The 19,137-nt window shown below is 36.2% G+C and carries 14 protein-coding genes; 11 read left to right on the top strand and 3 right to left on the bottom strand.

Annotated features, from left to right (window positions below; all coding sequences use genetic code 11):
• The first annotated feature begins 607 nt into the window (after positions 1-607).
• The 5 genes from celB to OE105_RS08720 all read left to right on the top strand — a co-directional run bounded on the left by celB (position 608) and on the right by OE105_RS08720 (position 9,138).
• The gene (gene celB / locus OE105_RS08740) at positions 608-1,963 is read left to right on the top strand and encodes a PTS cellobiose transporter subunit IIC (RefSeq protein WP_275419823.1); all 1,356 of its coding nucleotides are present in this window, start codon (positions 608-610) and stop codon (positions 1,961-1,963) included.
• Between the two features lie 136 nt (positions 1,964-2,099).
• Complete coding sequence (locus OE105_RS08735) at positions 2,100-3,539, top strand: 6-phospho-beta-glucosidase (protein ID WP_275419822.1); 1,440 nt, start codon at positions 2,100-2,102, stop codon at positions 3,537-3,539.
• Between the two features lie 162 nt (positions 3,540-3,701).
• Complete coding sequence (locus tag OE105_RS08730) at positions 3,702-5,636, top strand: BglG family transcription antiterminator (RefSeq protein ID WP_275419821.1); 1,935 nt, start codon at positions 3,702-3,704, stop codon at positions 5,634-5,636.
• A gap of 360 nt (positions 5,637-5,996) precedes the next feature.
• Entirely contained in the window at positions 5,997-7,610 is a 1,614-nt protein-coding gene (locus OE105_RS08725; RefSeq protein ID WP_275419820.1) for an acyl-CoA dehydrogenase family protein, read from the top strand.
• Between the two features lie 28 nt (positions 7,611-7,638).
• Entirely contained in the window at positions 7,639-9,138 is a 1,500-nt protein-coding gene (locus OE105_RS08720; protein WP_275419819.1) for a class I adenylate-forming enzyme family protein, read from the top strand.
• 168 nt (positions 9,139-9,306) lie between these two features.
• Here the strand turns inward: OE105_RS08720 and OE105_RS08715 are convergent, their stop codons facing one another.
• Together OE105_RS08715 and rpsD are read right to left on the bottom strand one after the other, a co-directional pair.
• Positions 9,307-9,921 (bottom strand): TetR/AcrR family transcriptional regulator, encoded by a 615-nt coding sequence (locus OE105_RS08715; RefSeq protein ID WP_275419818.1) that lies wholly within the window; start codon positions 9,919-9,921, stop codon positions 9,307-9,309.
• 327 nt (positions 9,922-10,248) lie between these two features.
• Positions 10,249-10,851, bottom strand: coding sequence for a 30S ribosomal protein S4 (rpsD, locus tag OE105_RS08710; RefSeq protein WP_275419817.1), 603 nt, complete (start codon positions 10,849-10,851; stop codon positions 10,249-10,251).
• Positions 10,852-11,269: 418 nt separating this feature from the next.
• On the opposite strand from rpsD, the gene OE105_RS08705 reads away from it, so the two are divergent.
• Positions 11,270-11,848 (top strand): hypothetical protein, encoded by a 579-nt coding sequence (locus OE105_RS08705; protein WP_275419816.1) that lies wholly within the window; start codon positions 11,270-11,272, stop codon positions 11,846-11,848.
• A 48-nt stretch (positions 11,849-11,896) separates the two neighbouring features.
• Positions 11,897-13,747, top strand: coding sequence for a sensor domain-containing diguanylate cyclase (locus OE105_RS08700; protein ID WP_275419815.1), 1,851 nt, complete (start codon positions 11,897-11,899; stop codon positions 13,745-13,747).
• A 35-nt stretch (positions 13,748-13,782) separates the two neighbouring features.
• On the opposite strand, the gene OE105_RS08695 is transcribed toward OE105_RS08700, so the two are convergent.
• A complete protein-coding gene (locus OE105_RS08695; protein WP_275419814.1) occupies positions 13,783-14,265 on the bottom strand; it encodes a GAF domain-containing protein in 483 nt (160 codons plus the stop codon).
• A 218-nt stretch (positions 14,266-14,483) separates the two neighbouring features.
• Here OE105_RS08695 and ezrA point away from each other — a divergent pair, with 218 nt between their 5' ends.
• The 4 genes from ezrA to OE105_RS08675 all read left to right on the top strand — a co-directional run bounded on the left by ezrA (position 14,484) and on the right by OE105_RS08675 (position 19,125).
• A complete protein-coding gene (gene ezrA, locus OE105_RS08690; RefSeq protein ID WP_275419813.1) occupies positions 14,484-16,184 on the top strand; it encodes a septation ring formation regulator EzrA in 1,701 nt (566 codons plus the stop codon).
• A gap of 225 nt (positions 16,185-16,409) precedes the next feature.
• Complete coding sequence (locus tag OE105_RS08685) at positions 16,410-17,561, top strand: cysteine desulfurase family protein (protein ID WP_275419812.1); 1,152 nt, start codon at positions 16,410-16,412, stop codon at positions 17,559-17,561.
• A complete protein-coding gene (gene thiI / locus OE105_RS08680) occupies positions 17,558-18,766 on the top strand; it encodes a tRNA uracil 4-sulfurtransferase ThiI (protein WP_275419811.1) in 1,209 nt (402 codons plus the stop codon). Before OE105_RS08685 ends, thiI begins: the two co-directional genes overlap by 4 nt.
• Before the next feature lie 155 nt (positions 18,767-18,921).
• Entirely contained in the window at positions 18,922-19,125 is a 204-nt protein-coding gene (locus OE105_RS08675; RefSeq protein ID WP_275419810.1) for an alpha/beta-type small acid-soluble spore protein, read from the top strand.
• Positions 19,126-19,137 lie beyond the last annotated feature (12 nt).

Below are 19,137 nucleotides of genomic sequence, written 5' to 3'. Positions count from 1 at the left end.
GAAATTTAATTTATTCTTCAAGAATGAACAAAAACTTAAACGAAAAAAATAGATTGGAATTGAGGATAAACAATGAGGGATTGTTATGAATACGAATGAAAGAGCATTAATTGAACAAAATCGAAAACGTCAAAGTATAAAAGTAATGTACTTTCAGAGATATTTACTTATTAGATATGTCACAGCCATGTTCTTTTTTACCAATTTATATTGGTTCATTTCATTGATTATGAGTAAATCAACTCTTATTATAATTCCATTCATGCTTATTTGTGTGATCATTATGAGTACTATAGAACAAATAAAAATTTATAACAATCCGATGCTTCGTGCAAAGTATACTCGAATTTGTTTTAACATTTTGTTTGCTTCAAATATTGTACTAATGTCGGTTTCAAGTTTTTCTCAATATTTTATTCAATTATACCCATTTCTGATCAATCAAAATCGTTCAAAACTATTCATTTTAATAGTTTTAATGATTGGGGTAGTATTAAGCGCTTTCGTTCTTTATCGCCTTTATCAAATAGATAATAATCAGGATCGGCAATTTAGACGAATTCAGGAATATGAAAAATTGGTTAAATAAAAGGAGATGAGGAAAACGATGACATCAGAAAATAAAGTATTTGCTTTTCTTGAAAAAAATTTAATGGGACCGATGGGGAAAATTGCATCTTTCCGTTTTGTCCGTGCAGTAATGGCAGCCGGTATGGCTTCAATTCCATTCACTATCGTAGGTTCATTGTTTTTAGTATTAAACGTATTACCACTGACTATAACATTTTTACAAGGAATTTGGGATAATTCATTTTTTCGGATCAGTGATTTATACATGGTAGCAAATAAAGCGACGATGGGAATTTTAGCTTTATATTTTAATCTTGTGATAGGTTATGAATATACGAAATTATATGCTGAAGAAGAAGGATTAAATTTAAATCCGTTAAATGGTGCTTTACTTTCAATGTTTGCCTTCTTTATGACGATTCCCCAATTAGTTTTAGAAAATGGAAAGGTATCACTGATCCAACAAATTGATGATAGTACAAAAATCATTAGTGGTTGGGAAGTGGCAGATAGTGGTTTAACTCGTTTAGGAACAACTGGAATATTTGTAGCGATCGTTATGGCTGCTATTACTGTTCATTTATACCGTTTGTGTATAAAAAGAAACTGGATTATTAAAATGCCAGAAGCGGTTCCAGAAGGTGTCTCTCGATCCTTTACAGCATTAATTCCAGCGTTTGTCATTGCTTTTGTTGTTTTATTAATCAACGGAATATTAGTTGCAATTGGTACAGATATATTTAAAATTGTAGCTCTTCCATTTAGTTTTGTTACGAATATTGCAAGTAGCTGGTTAGGTTTAATGGTCATTTATTTCTTAATCCATGCCCTTTGGATTGTCGGAATCCACGGAGCAAATATTATTGGTGCATTCATCACACCAATTGTTTTAGCGAATATGGAAGCAAATATAAATGGTGCTAATATTCCATTTGCAGGTGAGTTTCAAAATTCCTTCGTTATAATGGGAGGATCAGGTGCTACATTAGGTTTAGTTATTTTTCTTCTCTTTTTAGCAAAATCCCAACAGTTGAAAATTTTAGGTCGAGCTTCTATAGCCCCAGGTATTTTCAACATTAATGAACCGATTATATTTGGGCTGCCAATTGTGTATAATCCGTATTTAGCAATACCGTTCTTTTTGGCACCAATGGCGTCAGCAACGATTGGGTATTGGGCGATCAAATTACATATTGTTAATCCGATTATTGCCCAAGTACCTTGGCCAACACCAATTGGAATTGGTGCTTTTATCGGGACAGGTGGGGACATCATGGGAGCAGTAGTATCCCTTATAAATGGTGTTGTTGCTTTCATGATTTATCTCCCTTTCATTAAATTATATGACAATAAATTAGTTGAGCAGGAAAAAGGCGGAGAAGCTATACTTTAAAAATTAGAAAAAGATTAATTTGAATAAGAAGGCGGTTTTTCCAATGGAACCGTCTTCTTATTCCGGTTTCATTGTCGATTGTATTGTAATACATGGATGGTTTTCTTATGATTGTACGAATGGAGGATGATGTGGAATGACAAAAAGTGTATTCCCAGACGATTTTTTATGGGGAGGAGCTGTTTCTGCCCATCAACTTGAAGGGGGATGGAATAAAGGCGGGAAAGGTGTCAGTGTCGCTGATGTGATGACAGCAGGTAGGTATGGTGTTCCCAGAAAAATTACTGATGGTGTCATCGAAGGACTTTATTATCCAAATCATGAGGCAATTGATTTTTATTCCCGATATAAAGAAGATATCAAATTATTTGCGGAAATGGGATTTAAATGTTTTCGTACATCGATAGCTTGGACACGTATTTTTCCAAATGGTGACGATGAAGAGCCGAACGAAGAAGGCCTACGATTTTATGATCAATTATTCGACGAGTTACTTAAATACAATATTGAACCAGTGGTGACGTTATCCCATTTTGAAATGCCTTACAATCTCGTCAAAAAATATGGTGGTTTTCGTAATCGAAAATGTATTGATTTTTTCGTGAAGTTTTCTGAAACAGTTATGAATCGCTACAAAGATCAAGTAAAATATTGGATGACCTTTAATGAAATAAACAATCAAACAAATATAAAGAGCGATTTTGCAAGTTTTACCAATTCTGGTATCATATATGGAAATGATGAAAATCGTGAGCAAACGATGTATCAAGCAGCATTATATGAATTAATTGCTAGTGCGAAGGTTGTGAAACGAGGGCATGAAATCAATCCTGATTTTCAAATTGGTTGTATGCTTGCCTTTGTCCCCGTATATCCATATTCATGCCATCCAGATGATGTGATGCTTGCAACAGAAGCGATGCGTAACCGATGGTTTTTCGGAGATGTGCATGTTCGGGGAGAAATTCCAAATTATATGAAGAAATATTGGGAAAGAAATGGATTACAAATTAAATATACGGAGGAAGATAAGAAAATTCTAAAGGAAGGTACCGTTGATTATATCGGATTTAGTTATTACATGTCGAAAGTTGTCAGTGCTCGACAGGTTGAGGGAAGTGAACCCGATGAAGAATTTGGGAAGATAGTTCGTAATCCTTATGTTGAAGCAAGTGATTGGGATTGGCAAATTGATCCGGTTGGTCTTCATTACTCCTTAAATGTCTTATATGAACGATATAATCTTCCACTATTTATCGTGGAAAATGGTCTTGGAGCACGAGATGTTGTGGAAGAAGATCGTACTATTAACGATGATTACCGAATTCAATATCTCAGGGATCATATTCGAGAAATGAAAAAGGCGGTCGAACTCGATGGAGTTGATGTTATTGGTTACACTCCATGGGGGTGTATTGATTTAGTCAGCGCAGGAACAGGTGAAATGGAGAAACGTTACGGTTTTATTTATGTAGATAAAGATAATGAAGGGAATGGCACGTTAGAAAGGCGAAAGAAAAAATCCTTTTATTGGTATAAACATGTGATTGAAACAAACGGAGAAGAGCTGGAATAACAATGGACAGAATGATTGAATTGAGATTATAAATTTTTTTTTAAACTATTGAGTATATTTTTGGAAAATGGAGTTGGCTTCTTAACTCCATTTTTTCTTACTTTCACTTTGAAAAACAGCTCCTTCTTATAAAAATCATAGTACTTAAAGGATGTGAAAATAATGTCGATTCAAGCAAAACGGCAACATGAAATATTACTGGCTTTATCCAAATCAAAGGAACCAGTTACTTCAAGTTGGTTAGCAAAAGAAATAGGGGTTAGTGATCGGACTATTCGAAATGAAATAAAGTTATTGCAGAAGGATAAGGATGAACATGGCTTTTTTATTGAATCGATAAGAGGAAAAGGATATATACTCAATATTACCAATCAAAAGCAATTTTCTGATTATCTCCATCAGCTTGCTTCAGAGGAAAATCCATTAGCTGGTGATTTTATAGATAAAAATACGAGGGTTTTATATATTTTAAAACGTTTAATTTTAGAAAAAGATTTCATTAAACTAGAACAATTTGCGGATGAGATGTTCGTTTCCATGTCCACTTTACAAAACGATTTAAAAATTGTGAAGGAGTATCTTGAACAATATCAATTAAAATTAATCAATCGTCCCCACTATGGTTCAAAAGTAGTAGGGGATGAATATATGAAACGTCTTTGTTTATCAAACTTGTTATTAGAACGAGAGCAAGAAGTCTTTTTAAAAGAAGAATCTTTACATCTAATCGATCCAAGCTTATTTTCAAAAATTAAAGAAATTATTATCCAAAAAGTAAATAAATATAAAATTGAAATTTCCGATATTTCGTTAGAAAATTTAGCAACGCATATTGCTATTGCTTGTAAAAGAATTGAAAAAGGATTTGTTATCGAAGAGATGATTCAAGTTGATGAAGATGATTATCCTTTTGAAAAAATCGTTGCTACTGAAATGATCCAAGAAGTGGAAAATTTGACTGATTTAAAATTCCCTGATGAAGAAATCAAGTACATTATCGTCCATTTACTAGGAACGAAACTGTTACATAAGAAGGAACTAGTCGAATTTAGTAAATTTGATGAGGCAGGAACGATTGTCAACTGTATGCTGGAAAAATTAAAGTCTGAATTGAATTGGGATTTAACAGAAGATCGTGAGTTTATTCAAGCGTTACTTTTACACATCCGCCCGGCGATGAATCGTCTCCGATACAAAATGAATATTCGAAATCCGTTACGAAACGATATTAAGAAAAAATATCCGACCGCCTTTGAAGGAGCTGTAATTGCGAGCAAATGTATTGAAGAATATTTAGGGATTGAAGTTGTTGAAGATGAAATTGCCTATATTGCCCTTCATATCGGTGTTTCTCTTGAGCGGATGAAACTGAACAAAAAGAAAATGAAAAAAGTATTGGTTGTTTGTGCATCAGGAGTCGGAAGTGCAAAATTACTTTCTTACCGATTAAAAAATAGGTTCGAGCAAGAATTGGATGTAATTGATATAATCAATTACTACAATTTATCATCTTATGATTTATCGGATGTCGATTTCATAATTAGCACAATTCCAATCAAAGAAAATATAAGTATCCCCGTTCAAGTTGTCAATACGTTTTTAGAAGAAAAGGATGTTCAAATGATTCAAATGCTTTTAACCGAACATCAAAATGAAATTCATAATTATTTGCATCCGTCAAGAATTTTTTTAAAACAATCGCTGAAAAGTAGGGAAGAAGTTATTCATTTTTTATATGAACAACTAGCGAAAGAAAAGCTTGTACCAGAAAATTATGTTGATCTTGTCTTAGAACGGGAATCCATTGCACCGACAAGTTTTGGAAACCTTGTCGCCGTTCCCCATCCAATTACACCCGTTACGAAAGAAACATTTTGGACGATTTGTACGTTAAAAAATCCAATTCCATGGCACGAGCAGCAAATGGTTCAATTTGTTTGTTTATTAAATATTCGGAAGGATCCAGATTCTGATTTGGATCGAATGTTTGAAATATTGATATCGATTATCGAAAATAAGTCGATTGTACAAAAGCTAATCAATTGTAATACGAAAGAAGAGTGGATTGAATTAATGATCAACTATAAAAATAAATAAGTTTTTTCTTCAAAAGATGCGAAAAGATAATTTCTATGTTTATAAAATCGGCTATGTTCAATTTCTAAAAACTTGATTAAAATAACTATAATTTCTAAAATGGGTTGTTTAATATAACGTTTATACATGTAAAAGCCTGTATAACATTTGTTAAATTTTTTCTATCAATTTTAGTGATTTTAAATATGGGCACTTCGTAAAATAAGTGTTGACTGTGATTCAGCTTTTTTCACCGATGTAACTTTACATCGGCATGTTTCATCCTAGTGTAAACATTGTTTACTATAAAAAACAATGTTGACAATCATAAAATTCTAATATATCATAAAATTACTAAAGTTAAAGGAAAGGAAGATATATATGGAAAAAGAAACGGTCAATCCGTATTCCTTTGATGAGTTTCTAATGATCCGTGACCGTTATAACGATTTTCTTGATAATGAATTTTTACAAAAAGTGGTGCAGTTTTACGTGAAGGATGAGTGGGATGTTCTTTACGAAAAAATGAAAGCACTTTCAAATACGACCTCTATTCAACTTCGAAAAGTGACGAACGAAATGGCAAAGGAGGAACATCATCCGAGAATTGAACATTTCGATGCGTACAACCACCGTGTTGACCGAATTGTTCGCCCCAATGAACAAAAAGAAATGGAAAAAATTATCTTTGGTGAAGCACTTTTTTCAAAGGAAACGTCGGAATGGGAACAAGTGTTGAAGCGGTTTTTATTTCATCATAATGGGGAAGCAGGGATGATGTGCCCGGTTGCTTGCACAGACGGTCTCGTCGATTTATTACGGAAGTTTGAACATGAATTAAACGATGAACTAAAAGAAATCTTATTGCATTGTACGGAAGGAATCGATGGGGATTACGGGATCGGCGCCCAATTTATGACGGAAATTCAAGGAGGCTCCAACATTCCAGCAAATGTATTGAAGGCAGTGCCGGTTGGTGACCATTATCGTCTTTACGGGACAAAATTTTTTTGCTCAGCGATCCATGCGGATTATGCAGTCGTTACTGCACGAGTGGATAACACAGAACATGTGGCGACTTTCGTTGTTCCACTTTGGAAAAATCGGGATCGAAAGGAAAGAAACAATTACGTCATTAATCGGTTAAAGTGGAAACTTGGTACGAGCGAGTTACCATCTGCAGAACTTACCTTTGAAGGCGCGAAAGCATATCAAATCGGACCGATGGAAAAAGGAGTCGCGATCGCAGTTGGGATTGTTTTAACGAAGTCGAGATTAGATATCGGTTCAGCAAGTAGTGCATTTATGTTAAGAGCTGTTCGGGAGGCTTTACAATATAGTCAATTTCGGGAAGTGTTCGGTAGAAAAATCGAGGAATTCCCGCTTGCGAAAGCCCAATTAAAAGAAATCGAATCTACGGCCAAAAGAACGACGGCAGCTTTATTTAAAATCTATCATATGTTTTTTCAACAACAACATTGGCATATGAAAAAACTAACGGAAGCGGAACGACGGCAACAATTTATTTTACGAGAACTCATTTTATTACAAAAGATTAAAGCGGCAAAGGATACGGTTGATACGATCCGTACGGCCATCTCTATATTTGGTGGAAATGGAGTCATTGAAGACTTTACTTCACTACCCCGATTGTTTCGGGATGCGATGGTCAATGAGCTTTGGGAGGGACCGAGAAATGTGTTACTTGCTCAAATTCATCGGGATCTTTCCCGTGCATCCAGCTGGTATGAACCGACCCAATTCATATCGGATTTATTAAAAGGGGTAGATCCATCGATTGTGGCAACATTCGTTGAAAAAATGGAACGTTTACAAAGAATTGATTTATCCACAGAACCGAATGAAGAATCCATTCAGCAAGCAAGAGAATGGGACCGGTTTTGTGATGATTTGTTTTTCACATATCAAGAGCAAGCGTGGAAAGAAGTTGGAGATGCACCGATTGTGCCAAAATATCAATTTAATAAAGGATAATTAACGAATTTAGAAAGGTGGATGGGAGATGTTAAATGTAAACATTGGAGAATTAATGACGCATCGGGCGTATTTATCACCGAAGACGGAGGGGTATGTTGGTAGGAAAAGATATTCCTTTTCGGAAATGAATCAACGGGTCAATCAATTTGCCCATTTTTTGCAACAGGAAAACATACAAACTGGTGATCGAATAGCATTGTTATGTAAAAACCATGAAGACTTTATTACCGCCTTTTTTGGTGCTGCAAAATTAGGTGTGATTACAGTACCGATCAATTGGCGATTACAAACGAGCGAAATCATCTATATTTTACAAAATGCTGAACCGACTCTTCTCGTCCATGATGTGGAATTTGAAGAAAAAATAAAAGAAGTTTTACAACATGTTCCATTGAAAACTGTGGAAGCAGGAGATGAACGATTTGATGCATACATCGAACCGTTTCCTACCGCAGAAGTCACTCCCGTTTCAAAGGGGGATGATACGATTCTAATTATGTATACTTCTGGTACGACGGGAAAGCCTAAAGGAGCAATGATTACCCATACGAACTTACTTGCTGCATCTCTCGGCATGTCCCATACAATCGATTGGTGGTTCGGTGATCGATTTTTATCGGTAGCACCCTTTTTCCATATCGGTGGGTTCGCTCCGATCATTACAAATGTGCATACAGGAAGCACCGTCGTGTTAATGGCAGATTTTGACCCAATAGCTGTTTGGAAAACGATTGACGAAGAAAAAATTACGACGATGATGACCGTTCCTGTTATGTTGCAATATATGTTAAAGGTGTTTGATAAAGAAAAAATGAATTATAAATCATTAAGAAATATTACATGTGGGGCTTCACCAGTGCCTGAATCATTAATTCGGGCGTATGATCAATTGGGAATTCCCATTCAGCAAGTATATGGAATTACAGAATATACGGGGGCTGTGTCCTTTTGGAAGAAGATTATGGGACAAGATAAAATTCGATCGATGGGAAAGATGGTCTTCCACGGAAACGTAAAAATTGTGGATCCCGCCACCAATGAACCATTGCCTCCAAATAAAATTGGCGAAATCGTATGTTCAGGTCCACAAGTTTTTAAAGGATATTGGAAAAATGAAGAAGAGACAAAGAAAGTGTTAAATGAAGGGGACTATCGTTCCGGGGATATCGGTAAAATCGATGAAGAAGGATTTATCTATGTCATCGATCGTTTAAAAGATATGATTATTAGCGGTGGGGAAAATATTTATTCCTCTGAACTAGAAAACGTCATTGCTTCTCATCCAGATGTGGTAGAAGTAGCTGTGGTCGGTGTACCAGATGAAAAATGGGGAGAGGTTCCGAAAGCCTTTGTTGTCAAAAGTAAGTCGTCTCCATTAAAAGAGGAGGATATCATCCAACTATGTAAAAAACATTTAGCTTCGTATAAATGTGTAAAAGACGTTGAATTTATAAGTCAATTACCGAGAAATGCATCCGGGAAAGTGTTAAAACATGTATTAAAAACAAAAAAAGCAGTTCATTAACAATCGGATATCCCTGATGTGTCCATTTGTTATCTGCTGGATAGAGAAAGTAGAACTATAGATGAAGAATAACAAATTTTTTTCCAATAAGCCAGTAGTTTTCAGAACGTATCGGGATGTGTGTATAAAGTGATAGGCAGCTCTCTTTTCCATTGAAAAAAGAGTTGCCTATTTTGTCGCTTGTACAAACAATTTTCCAATCAACGAAGCTAATCGTTCGATATGATTTCGTATTTCTTCTTCACTTCTTCCCGGATAATTATAAAATGTGATCATCACGCCATTAAGGGACGAAAAAAAGGCATGGGAATGGAGGCGGATGTTTTCTTTTAATCCATTTTCCTCGAATCCTTTGTCAAAAATCGCTAACAACTCTCGAATCGTCGTATTAAACTTATCCAAATGCTCTTCCCTCAATGAATAATCGAGCATAAAATAAGACATCATCTTAAAGAATAGGGGATTGTTGAGCAGAAAGTGAATAAATTCCTTACCAATTTCTTCAATCGAAACATTTCTTCTTTTCGAAATAATAGAATCAAAGGCGGTAATCATCTCTTCACTTTTCAATAAAAATGCTTCTAAAAACAACTCGTCCCTGTCGTGAAAGTGGCGGTATATTAAAGCCGGTGAAATCCCCGCTTCCTTTGCGATATCCCGTATACTTACTTCCGATATTTGTTTTTTGCCAAAAAGATTGAGCGTAGCCGTTAAGATCAATTGTTTTCTCGATTCCCGTTCGGCTTCTTTTAACTCCTTTAGGGTTATAGGTTTTTGTTCCAAATTGTAGCCTCCTAGAATGAGCCATCAATTTTTTCAATGGTGAGAAAGGTCAAGGCTCCCTTTCAAATTACTTTCATTATTATTGGTATACAAAGGTTTTGTCAAGGTTTTAAAACGATTGTTAAGGGAGGATATTTGTTTAGGAAAAAGAAAAGAGAACTTTTTCCTACTGGAGATCGCATCTTTAGGGTGGAAAAGTAAAAATAATTTGTTTTCATCTATGAATTCTTTAGTTCAATAAAAATCATGAGCATAAAGAAAAACCCTAAAGCCTTCGTATATAAAGGCTCTAGGGTTTTTAATACATTGTTAAACGATATGATTTGATTAACGAGAGTAAAACTCAACGATTAAGGACTCGTTGATTTCCGCCGGAAGTTCGGCACGTTCAGGTAAACGAGTGTACGTTCCTTCCATTTTGTCCGCATCGAAAGATAAATAATCCGGGATGAAGTTATTTAATTCCATTGCTTCTTTAATAATTTCTAAATTACGAGATTTTTCTCGTACACCGATCGTTTGTCCCGGTTTTACAAGGTACGATGGGATGTTAACGCGACGACCGTCCACTAAAATATGTCCGTGGTTCACAAGTTGGCGAGCTTGACGGCGAGTACGAGTCAATCCCATACGGTAAACGAGGTTGTCCAGGCGAGATTCCAAAAGGACCATAAAGTTTTCGCCGTGAACACCTTTCATTTTTCCAGCTTTTACGAACGTGTTACGGAATTGACGTTCGTTCAAACCGTACATATGACGCAATTTTTGTTTTTCTTGCAATTGCAAACCGTATTCAGATAATTTTTTTCGTTGGTTAGGACCGTGTTGTCCCGGTGCATACGGACGTCTTTCTAACTCTTTACCTGTACCGCTCAAAGAAATGCCGAGGCGGCGGGAAATTTTCCAGCTTGGACCTGTATAACGAGCCATGAAATAGCTCCTCCTTTATTGTTTTTATTTGGTAAAATAAAAACAGTTGTTCACAACGTATATCGCCATTTTGTTGTCCTGCACCTTCGCCCTAGCAGCAGAGGGTTACACGGTACAACTCTTTTTTAAGAGTAACAAAATGAACGAATAAACATGTAAACATAGGCTGCCATATTTTACACAAAGTTCATTATATGAAATTCTTACCCTTTCGTCAAGATTAACATTTAGGAATTGTTTACAATCTCTAGACGATTGGTTGACAAACTTAATTAAATCATTCAATGTACCCGCTAAATTGAAAAAACTACCTGATCTTATTTAAGTGGGAAAAATGGGTATTCACTTCTTTCATATACTATTTTTTAATCATCCTATGCTATAATAAAAGAAATTAAAAAGATGTAGAGTGATTTCCTTGTCAAAAAAAGAAAACATTGTTCGTTATGCCATTATTTTCTTTGCGATTTTTCTCGTTGTAGCTGCCTTTTCATTTAGACAACGAGCGGTGGGAGAGGCAGACGATTGGAAGGTAGTGGTTACCCATATTTCTGAAAATCGAAAGGATCCGCCTAAAGTGATTTTATACCGCTCAGACGATGGGAGTCATTGGTTAATTACGTATACAATAGATCGAACGGACAAAAACCGATTTACTGCCATCGCGTCCCGTCAATTACCAAAAGCTCCAGAAAGTTTAATAGGGGATAAGGAAAATACGGGTGTATGGGTGGAAATGCAAGAAAATTGGCATTTTTTTAATGAACAACTGAAAGAAGAGAAGCGGGACACTCATTATCGGAAAGAAGGGACGTCTGAAGGTGTACCCTTTCAAATCGACGAGGAAAAGACGATCATTGTATCCACAGGAGGGCATCCGATTCGTTTTAAGGTGGAACCAGATGATCAAGTTGTATCTGTTTGTCCTTTGACAGTGGATCGTAGTCTATGGCTGCTTCTTTTGGAAAATGATGTAAAGGTCGTTGTAAGTGAGTAGGTACTGAACATCTTCTTTCCATTTTTGCAACAAATAGGTGATGCTTGAATGAACTATAATGAAGAATATATTATTTTAAAAATTAAGAATCGTATGTTTGATCGATTTCATATTCATGATGATCAAATGACATTAGAAGAACATATTCAAAGTTTAATGGATATTATCCGTACGGAGCTATCAATCAAATGTGTCCGTTTTTTTGTATATAAAGATTTTCTAAAAAAATACCAACACGTTTTCATTTCCTATGTAACGAACTCTTTATCGATTATCAATCATGAGGAAAGTGGACAATCTGATGTTGAAAAAAATCAGTACATTGTTGATTTACCTATACATACGGACCGTTGTAATAAAGGATTGCTTTTAAAAGAAGATAATGGTGTAGAATTTGGAATGATGTTATTTTCTTATGATCAAGTGAGAGAACGTCATTATTCAAATCGTTTTTGGAAAAGCTTATCAAACGCCCTTTGCCAAATATTATTAGGAATCATTGAGTTATTGGGCACTCTCAGTGAAAAAAGACGTTATCAAAAATTGCAGCGGGTAACGAATGAATTTTATTCTTCAATGGATATGGAAAAGGTTCTGGAAGAAGTCATCCAGTCATTAAAGGAAATGTATCCTTCTTTTTCGTACCAATTATTGCTTGCAAATTTTAATAGTGATAATAATCGCCTTCCTATTCAATATTTAGATTACACGGAACAAAATTCGGCGTTAATGGATGCATTTTTAAGCGGGGAGTTTCGGATGGAAGATGATCGGAAGAAGAAACGAAGCATTTTGTATTTTCCGATGAAAGGAAAACAAGGCATATATGGAGTGCTACAAATTACGGCGAACCAATCCATTATCATTGGCCATCCGGATATAAAATTCATCTCGATTCTCGCTCAAACGGCTAGTAATGCAATTGAAAATGCTCATTTATACCAACAGTCTAAAAAATTAATTGAAGAATTACGACTGGTGATGAAAGTTTCCCAACAATTAAATTCAAATTTACATCTATCGGAAATCGTGAATTATATCGTCAAGGAAATAAAGGAATCCTTTGACTCCCATGAAGTCGGATTCGTTTTAAAAAAACAGAAAGAATTCATCGTTTTGCCTGGGAGTACAAATTATTTTTTTCAAAAGGAATCTAAGGCATTTCTTTCCTTTGTCGAGGAATATTTCCAAACGTCGAAAGATTCACTGTTCATCGGGAACTTTATCCAAACAAATCATGTGAAAAACTTTCCGTTTGATTCCGTAATGGTCGAACCACTGCGTCGGGAAGGAAAAATTAACGGATTTGCAATTTGTTTACATAAAAATCCGTACTATTTTTCTTTCGATTCTTTTAGGTTGTATCAATCCATCACCCAACATACTTCCCTTGCCTTATCGAATGCCCTTTTCCGGGAAGAACTGGAGCGGCTCGTTATTACGGATTATTTAACGAAATTGTATAGTCGAAATTATTTGGATGAGCAGTTGAAACAATCCATGGAAAATGATAAGTGCGGTGCTTTTTTATTAATTGATATTGATGATTTTAAATCCGTGAATGACACATATGGGCATCAAGTGGGCGATGAAGTATTAAAACAGATTGCGAACATCATTATGAAGACGCTCCAATCTGATGGGATTGCCGCAAGATGGGGCGGAGAGGAAATCGTCATTTATTTGCCAAATCAAAGTTTAAAATATGCGTTAATGTTAGCGGAGAGAATTGTGATTTTAACAGAAATGGAAACGAGCCCTAGAGTGACGATATCTTGTGGTGTATCCTATTGGACAAAGGAACGGAAGGATCACCCGTTAAAACTTTTTAAACGGGCCGATGAAGCCCTGTATATGGCGAAAAATCGGGGGAAAAACCGAGCTATGGCTTACGGATAAACTCGGTTCTTTCTCTTTTCCCTTTCCAGTCCATTTCAATTGATATATTGTAAAAGAACTTCCGTAAATTCCACCAAATATTTTTGATCTTCTTCATCAAACCGATTTTTTTTCGGACTATCGATGTCCAAAACGCCAATTAGCTCTCCATTTTTTATCATCGGAATAACGATTTCCGACCGACTGTTAGCATCACAAGCAATATGGCCAGGAAAGTCATGAACATCAGGAACGATGATCGGTTCTTTTCTCTTCGCAGCCGTACCGCATACCCCTTTTCCAATCGGAATCCTAACGCAGGCGGGCAAACCTTGGAATGGACCGAGTACGAGTTGTTGATCTTCTAACAAATAAAATCCGACCCAGTTGATTCGATCTAAAAATTGGTTTAATAAAGCACTGGCGTTACTTAAATTGGCGATTTTATTCGGTTCACCTTCTACTAACGATTTTAATTGTTTAATGATTAACGAATAAGTTTCCCTTTTCGTAGGAGCAATCGAAAAATTGTTTGACATGGGAATCTTCTCCTTCCTTATTTTCGTTTCATTTTAGCAATGGATCGTCAAATTGTCGATCCTTTCTGTGGATGAAAGATAGGAAATAAAGAAAAAAATAAAAAATACCTCTCAAAAATTGCCATACTCATGGTATTATTAAAGCATTGGATATCTTTTTTTACAACCTTTTCAACGGATTAGGAAGCGGGTTTAGAAACAGGGGGCAGAAGCTGACTATGAAATATATTATCGGAACTATTTTGGGCGCAATTATTCTTTTAGGTATTAGTTTTTTTGTCAAACGGAAATTTTTTTCGGAAATCGATCAGTTAGAATCATGGAAAATTGAAGTGATGAATCGTCCGGTTTTGGATGAAGTAACGAAGATTAAGCAGTTGAATATGTCTGGGGAAACGGAACAATATTTTGAACGTTGGAGAAAAACTTGGGATGAAGTTGTAACCGTCGATTTACCTGAAGTGGAAGAATTGCTTTTCGATGCGGAGGAATATGTCGAAAAGTTTCGCTTTAAAAAAGCAAAGGATACATTTGTTCAAATTGAAGATACATTAAAAAAAGCGGAAACGAAAATCGATGAAATGATCAAAGAATTAAATAAAATTATCGAGAGCGAAGCCCAAAATCGACAAGATTTTCTCGACTTGCAAGACACGTTTAAATTGTTAAAGAAAAATCTTCTCGCCCATCGTCATGTTTTTGGCAAATCTGCTAGCCACTTGGAACGGTTGCTTAGCTATGTTAGCGACCAATTCGAAATGTATCAAAAGGAGTCGGAACAAGGGAATTATTTAACGGCTAGGGAAATTCTTCTCGATACGAAAGAGAAATTACAAAATATCGAAAAGAAAATGGAGATGATTCCCTTACTAATCAATGATTGTGAACATAATATCCCTTCCCAATTAAAGGAAATTAAAGACGGCATTTCAGAGATGGAAAAGGAAGGGTATTATTTAGAACATATTGGTTTGGACAAGGAATTGGCAAAAATTGAGAAACAATTGAATCATTATCAGGAATTGATTGAAAAGACGGAAGTAGATGAATGTTCTTCCGGAATTGAAGATATTAAAGATAGCTTGAACTTAATGTATGATTTACTAGAAGCGGAAGTACATTCGAAACAATTTATACAAAAAAATGAGGAACCGACTGTCAAACGAATCGATCAATTGATTGAGGAAACGCGCTCTTTACAGGAGGAAGTGACGGATGTAAAATCAGCCTATCATTTATCGGATGCAGATGAAAATTTGACGAAACAGTTGGAAGAACGGCTGTTAACGATGAAAAAAACAATTGCCATTTTATCTGGAGAGGCTCAACCGAAATCTGCTTACTCCGCCATAAGGGAAAAATTAGAAGGAATCATCGGTGAATTGGAAGAAATTGAAAAAGAGCAACAGAAATTTAAGGAAAAGTTGCAAACATTGCGTAAAGATGAAATCGATGCACGGGAAAAAATTAAAGAACTGAAATATCTCGTTCAGGAAACGAAACGACTCATCTCTAGAAGCAATGTGCCAGGCATACCGCTCCATATTGAAACCTTGTTCCTTGAAGCGACGGAATCCGTGGAAGATTGTTTTGTACAGTTGGAGAAAAAACCGCTCGTTATGACTGCTGTTCAACAAACATTGAAAAAGGCGGAAGAAGTAGTAAATCAACTTCATCAACAAGTAAATGAAATGGTCGAAAACGTCTTTTTCATTGAAAAAATTATTCAATATGGGAATAGATACCGTAGTCAACATCCTGAAATCCATAAACAATTGTTATCAGCCGAAGATGCCTTCCGTCGTTATGACTATGGGCAGGCGTTGGAAGAGGCAGCTTCTGCCGTTGAGTCCGTTGAGCCAGGTGCTTTGAAAAAAATTGAGGCGATTATAAATGAGGAAATCAACGGAGATAAATAATCGAAGCAGTTGATCGATCATTTTATTTAAGGAATATCACTTCATGTGATATCCTTTTTTTGGACTTTTTTATGCATCTGACTTTTAGCCTAGAATGAAATTGGTTAAAACATCTTCAGGACAAAATCGTTGCATACCTAATCCCACATTCTAACTAATATAGTCGTCGGGACAATTTTTTGACAAGAAGATGAGCGAGAATCATGAAGGGGGGAGCGATCGATCATGATCTATTTTGACAACAGTGCGACTACGAAACCGAACGAAGAGGTGTTGGATACATTTCACAAAGTGGCATCCATTTATTACGGGAATCCTTCTTCAGTTCATTCCTTTGGATTACAAACTGAAAAATTATTAGCCCAAGCAAGAAGGCAGATCGCTTCTTTACTTAATGTAGGGGAGTCGGAAATATATTTTACATCAGGTGGGACGGAAAGTAATAATTTAGCGATTAAAGGAGTTGCCAATCAATTTCGAAATCGGGGCAAACATTTAATCACGACAAAAATTGAACATCCTTCTGTCGAGAACGCCTGTGAATACTTAAAAAAAGATGGTTTTGACATTACGTATTTACCTGTAGACGAAAATGGAAGAATTCATTTAGATGATTTAAAAAAGGCGATTCGAGACGATACAATTCTCGTTTCAATCATGCATGTAAATAATGAAATTGGTGTCATTCAGCCTATTGAAGAAATCGGCTCGTTATTACAAAACTATCCGAAAATTTTATTCCATGTAGACGTTGTACAAGGGATTGGTAAGGTTCCAATTGATTTTCATAAAAGCCAAATCGATTTGGCGACTATATCCGCCCACAAGTTCCATGGATTAAAAGGAACGGGTGCACTATATGTTCGAGAAGGGGTGAAATTAACGCCACTCCTTCATGGTGGGAATCAAGAAAAAGGACTCCGGAGTGGTACGGAAAATGTCCCGGGAATTGTGGCGATGGCAAAAGCATTGCGCCTCGCTTTCGAAGATTTTAATCAAAAACGACATGAAATGGAAAAAATCCGAGATTATTTGCGTCATGAGTTGATAAAAATCGACCAAACGACCATCAACACCCCAGAAATGCATATTGCCCCACATATTTTAAATTTTTCTGTGGAAGGGTTTAAGGCGGAAGTGCTCGTCAATACATTTAGTGAAAAACAGTTGTACGTTTCGACGACAAGTGCCTGTTCTTCGAAACGAAATGAGCCGAGTAAAACATTACTGGCCATGGGGGTTGATCAAAAAAGAGCCGAATCGAGTATTCGGATTAGTTTAAGTTATGAAAATACAATTCAAGAGGCAGAAAGAGCGGTAAAAGTGATTAAATCGAGTATTGAAAAATTATTACCAGTGATGAGGGGATCCATATGATATACGATCAAATTTTAATCCGTTATGGAGAAATTTCTACAAAAGGAAAAAATCGTCAATTTTTTGTTGATAAGTTACGCGACCATCTCCGTTATATTTTACGCGATTATGAAAAAATTAAAATTAAAGCGAATCGGGACAGGGCCTATATTGTATTAAACGGAGAAGATTGGGAACCAATTGGAAATAAATTGAAAAAAGTGTTCGGTATCCAATCCTTTTCTCCTGTTTTGAAAGTGGACAAGGATTTGAATAGCGTAAAAGAAAGTACCCGGGAACTTTTTGAAAAATTACATGCGGAAAATAAAACGTTTAAAGTATCGGCCAAGCGGGCAGATAAAGATTATCCATACACTTCCGATGAGTTAAACCGGTTAATTGGTGGACATTTGTTAAAACATATAAACGGTTTATCTGTAGATGTTCATCATCCTGATTTGGAACTCCGGGTGGAAGTGCGTAGAGACGCTGTATATTTAACTTGTGAAGTTATCAAAGGTGCTGGTGGCATGCCCGTTAATTCCGCTGGAAAGGCGATGCTTATGCTATCTGGTGGAATCGATAGTCCGGTTGCAGGTTACGTCTCGATGAAGCGGGGATTGGAAATTGAAGGTGTTCATTTTTATAGTCCTCCTTTTACAAGTGTTCGGTCAAAGGAAAAAGTCGTCGATTTAGCGAAGAAATTAGCGGAAATTAGTGGTCGTTTTACCCTTCATATCGTTCCGTTTACCGAAATTCAGCAGACGATTCAACAAAGCGTGCCGGAAAATTATACGATGACTATAACGCGACGGATGATGTTGCGAATTACCGATGAACTTCGGAAAAAACAAAAGGCCCTCGCCATTGTTACTGGAGAAAGTTTAGGACAAGTTGCAAGCCAAACGTTAGAAAGTATGTTTACAATTAATGAAGTAACAAACACACCAGTATTGCGTCCGTTAATTGCTATGGACAAAAATGAAATTATTAAAATTGCTGAGGAAATTGAAACGCTAGAAATTTCCAATCGACCGTATGAAGATTGTTGTACGATCTTTACACCGGCTCAGCCGATCACGAAACCGAAACTGGATAGGGCGGAAGCATTTGAGGAGAGGGAAGATTATGAACGCTTGATTGAAAAAGCGGTAAAAGGTGTTGAAACATTGGAAATTGAAGCGGGAAAGGAACCGGAGCAATCGTTATTTGAAAACTTGTTTTAACGATTTTCGTGCTCTTTTTTACTATGTATAAGTATCGGTGGATTGGGTAAGTCAAAATATGTATATCTTTCCCCTCCTTACTAACATTTACCTCCTTTGAAGATGTATGATTGCCCTAAATATGCATAATCTATGGGCACAAGGAGGTGAATAAGATGGCACGAAACTCGAACTCGAATCAACTTTTAGTTCCAGGTGTTCAACAAGCGATTGATCAAATGAAAACGGAAATCGCTCAAGAATTCGGTGTTCAATTAGGACCGGAAACAACCTCCCGTGCAAATGGTTCTGTCGGAGGGGAAATTACGAAACGCCTTGTGCAAATGGCACAACAACAGTTAAATGGACAAGGTCAATAACATTCATATATA

It is taken from the genome of Fervidibacillus halotolerans, assembly GCF_026547205.1.
Taxonomy (GTDB): Bacteria; Bacillota; Bacilli; order Bacillales; family Caldibacillaceae; genus Fervidibacillus; species Fervidibacillus halotolerans.
This window is presented reverse-complemented; position numbering and strand designations above follow the sequence as displayed.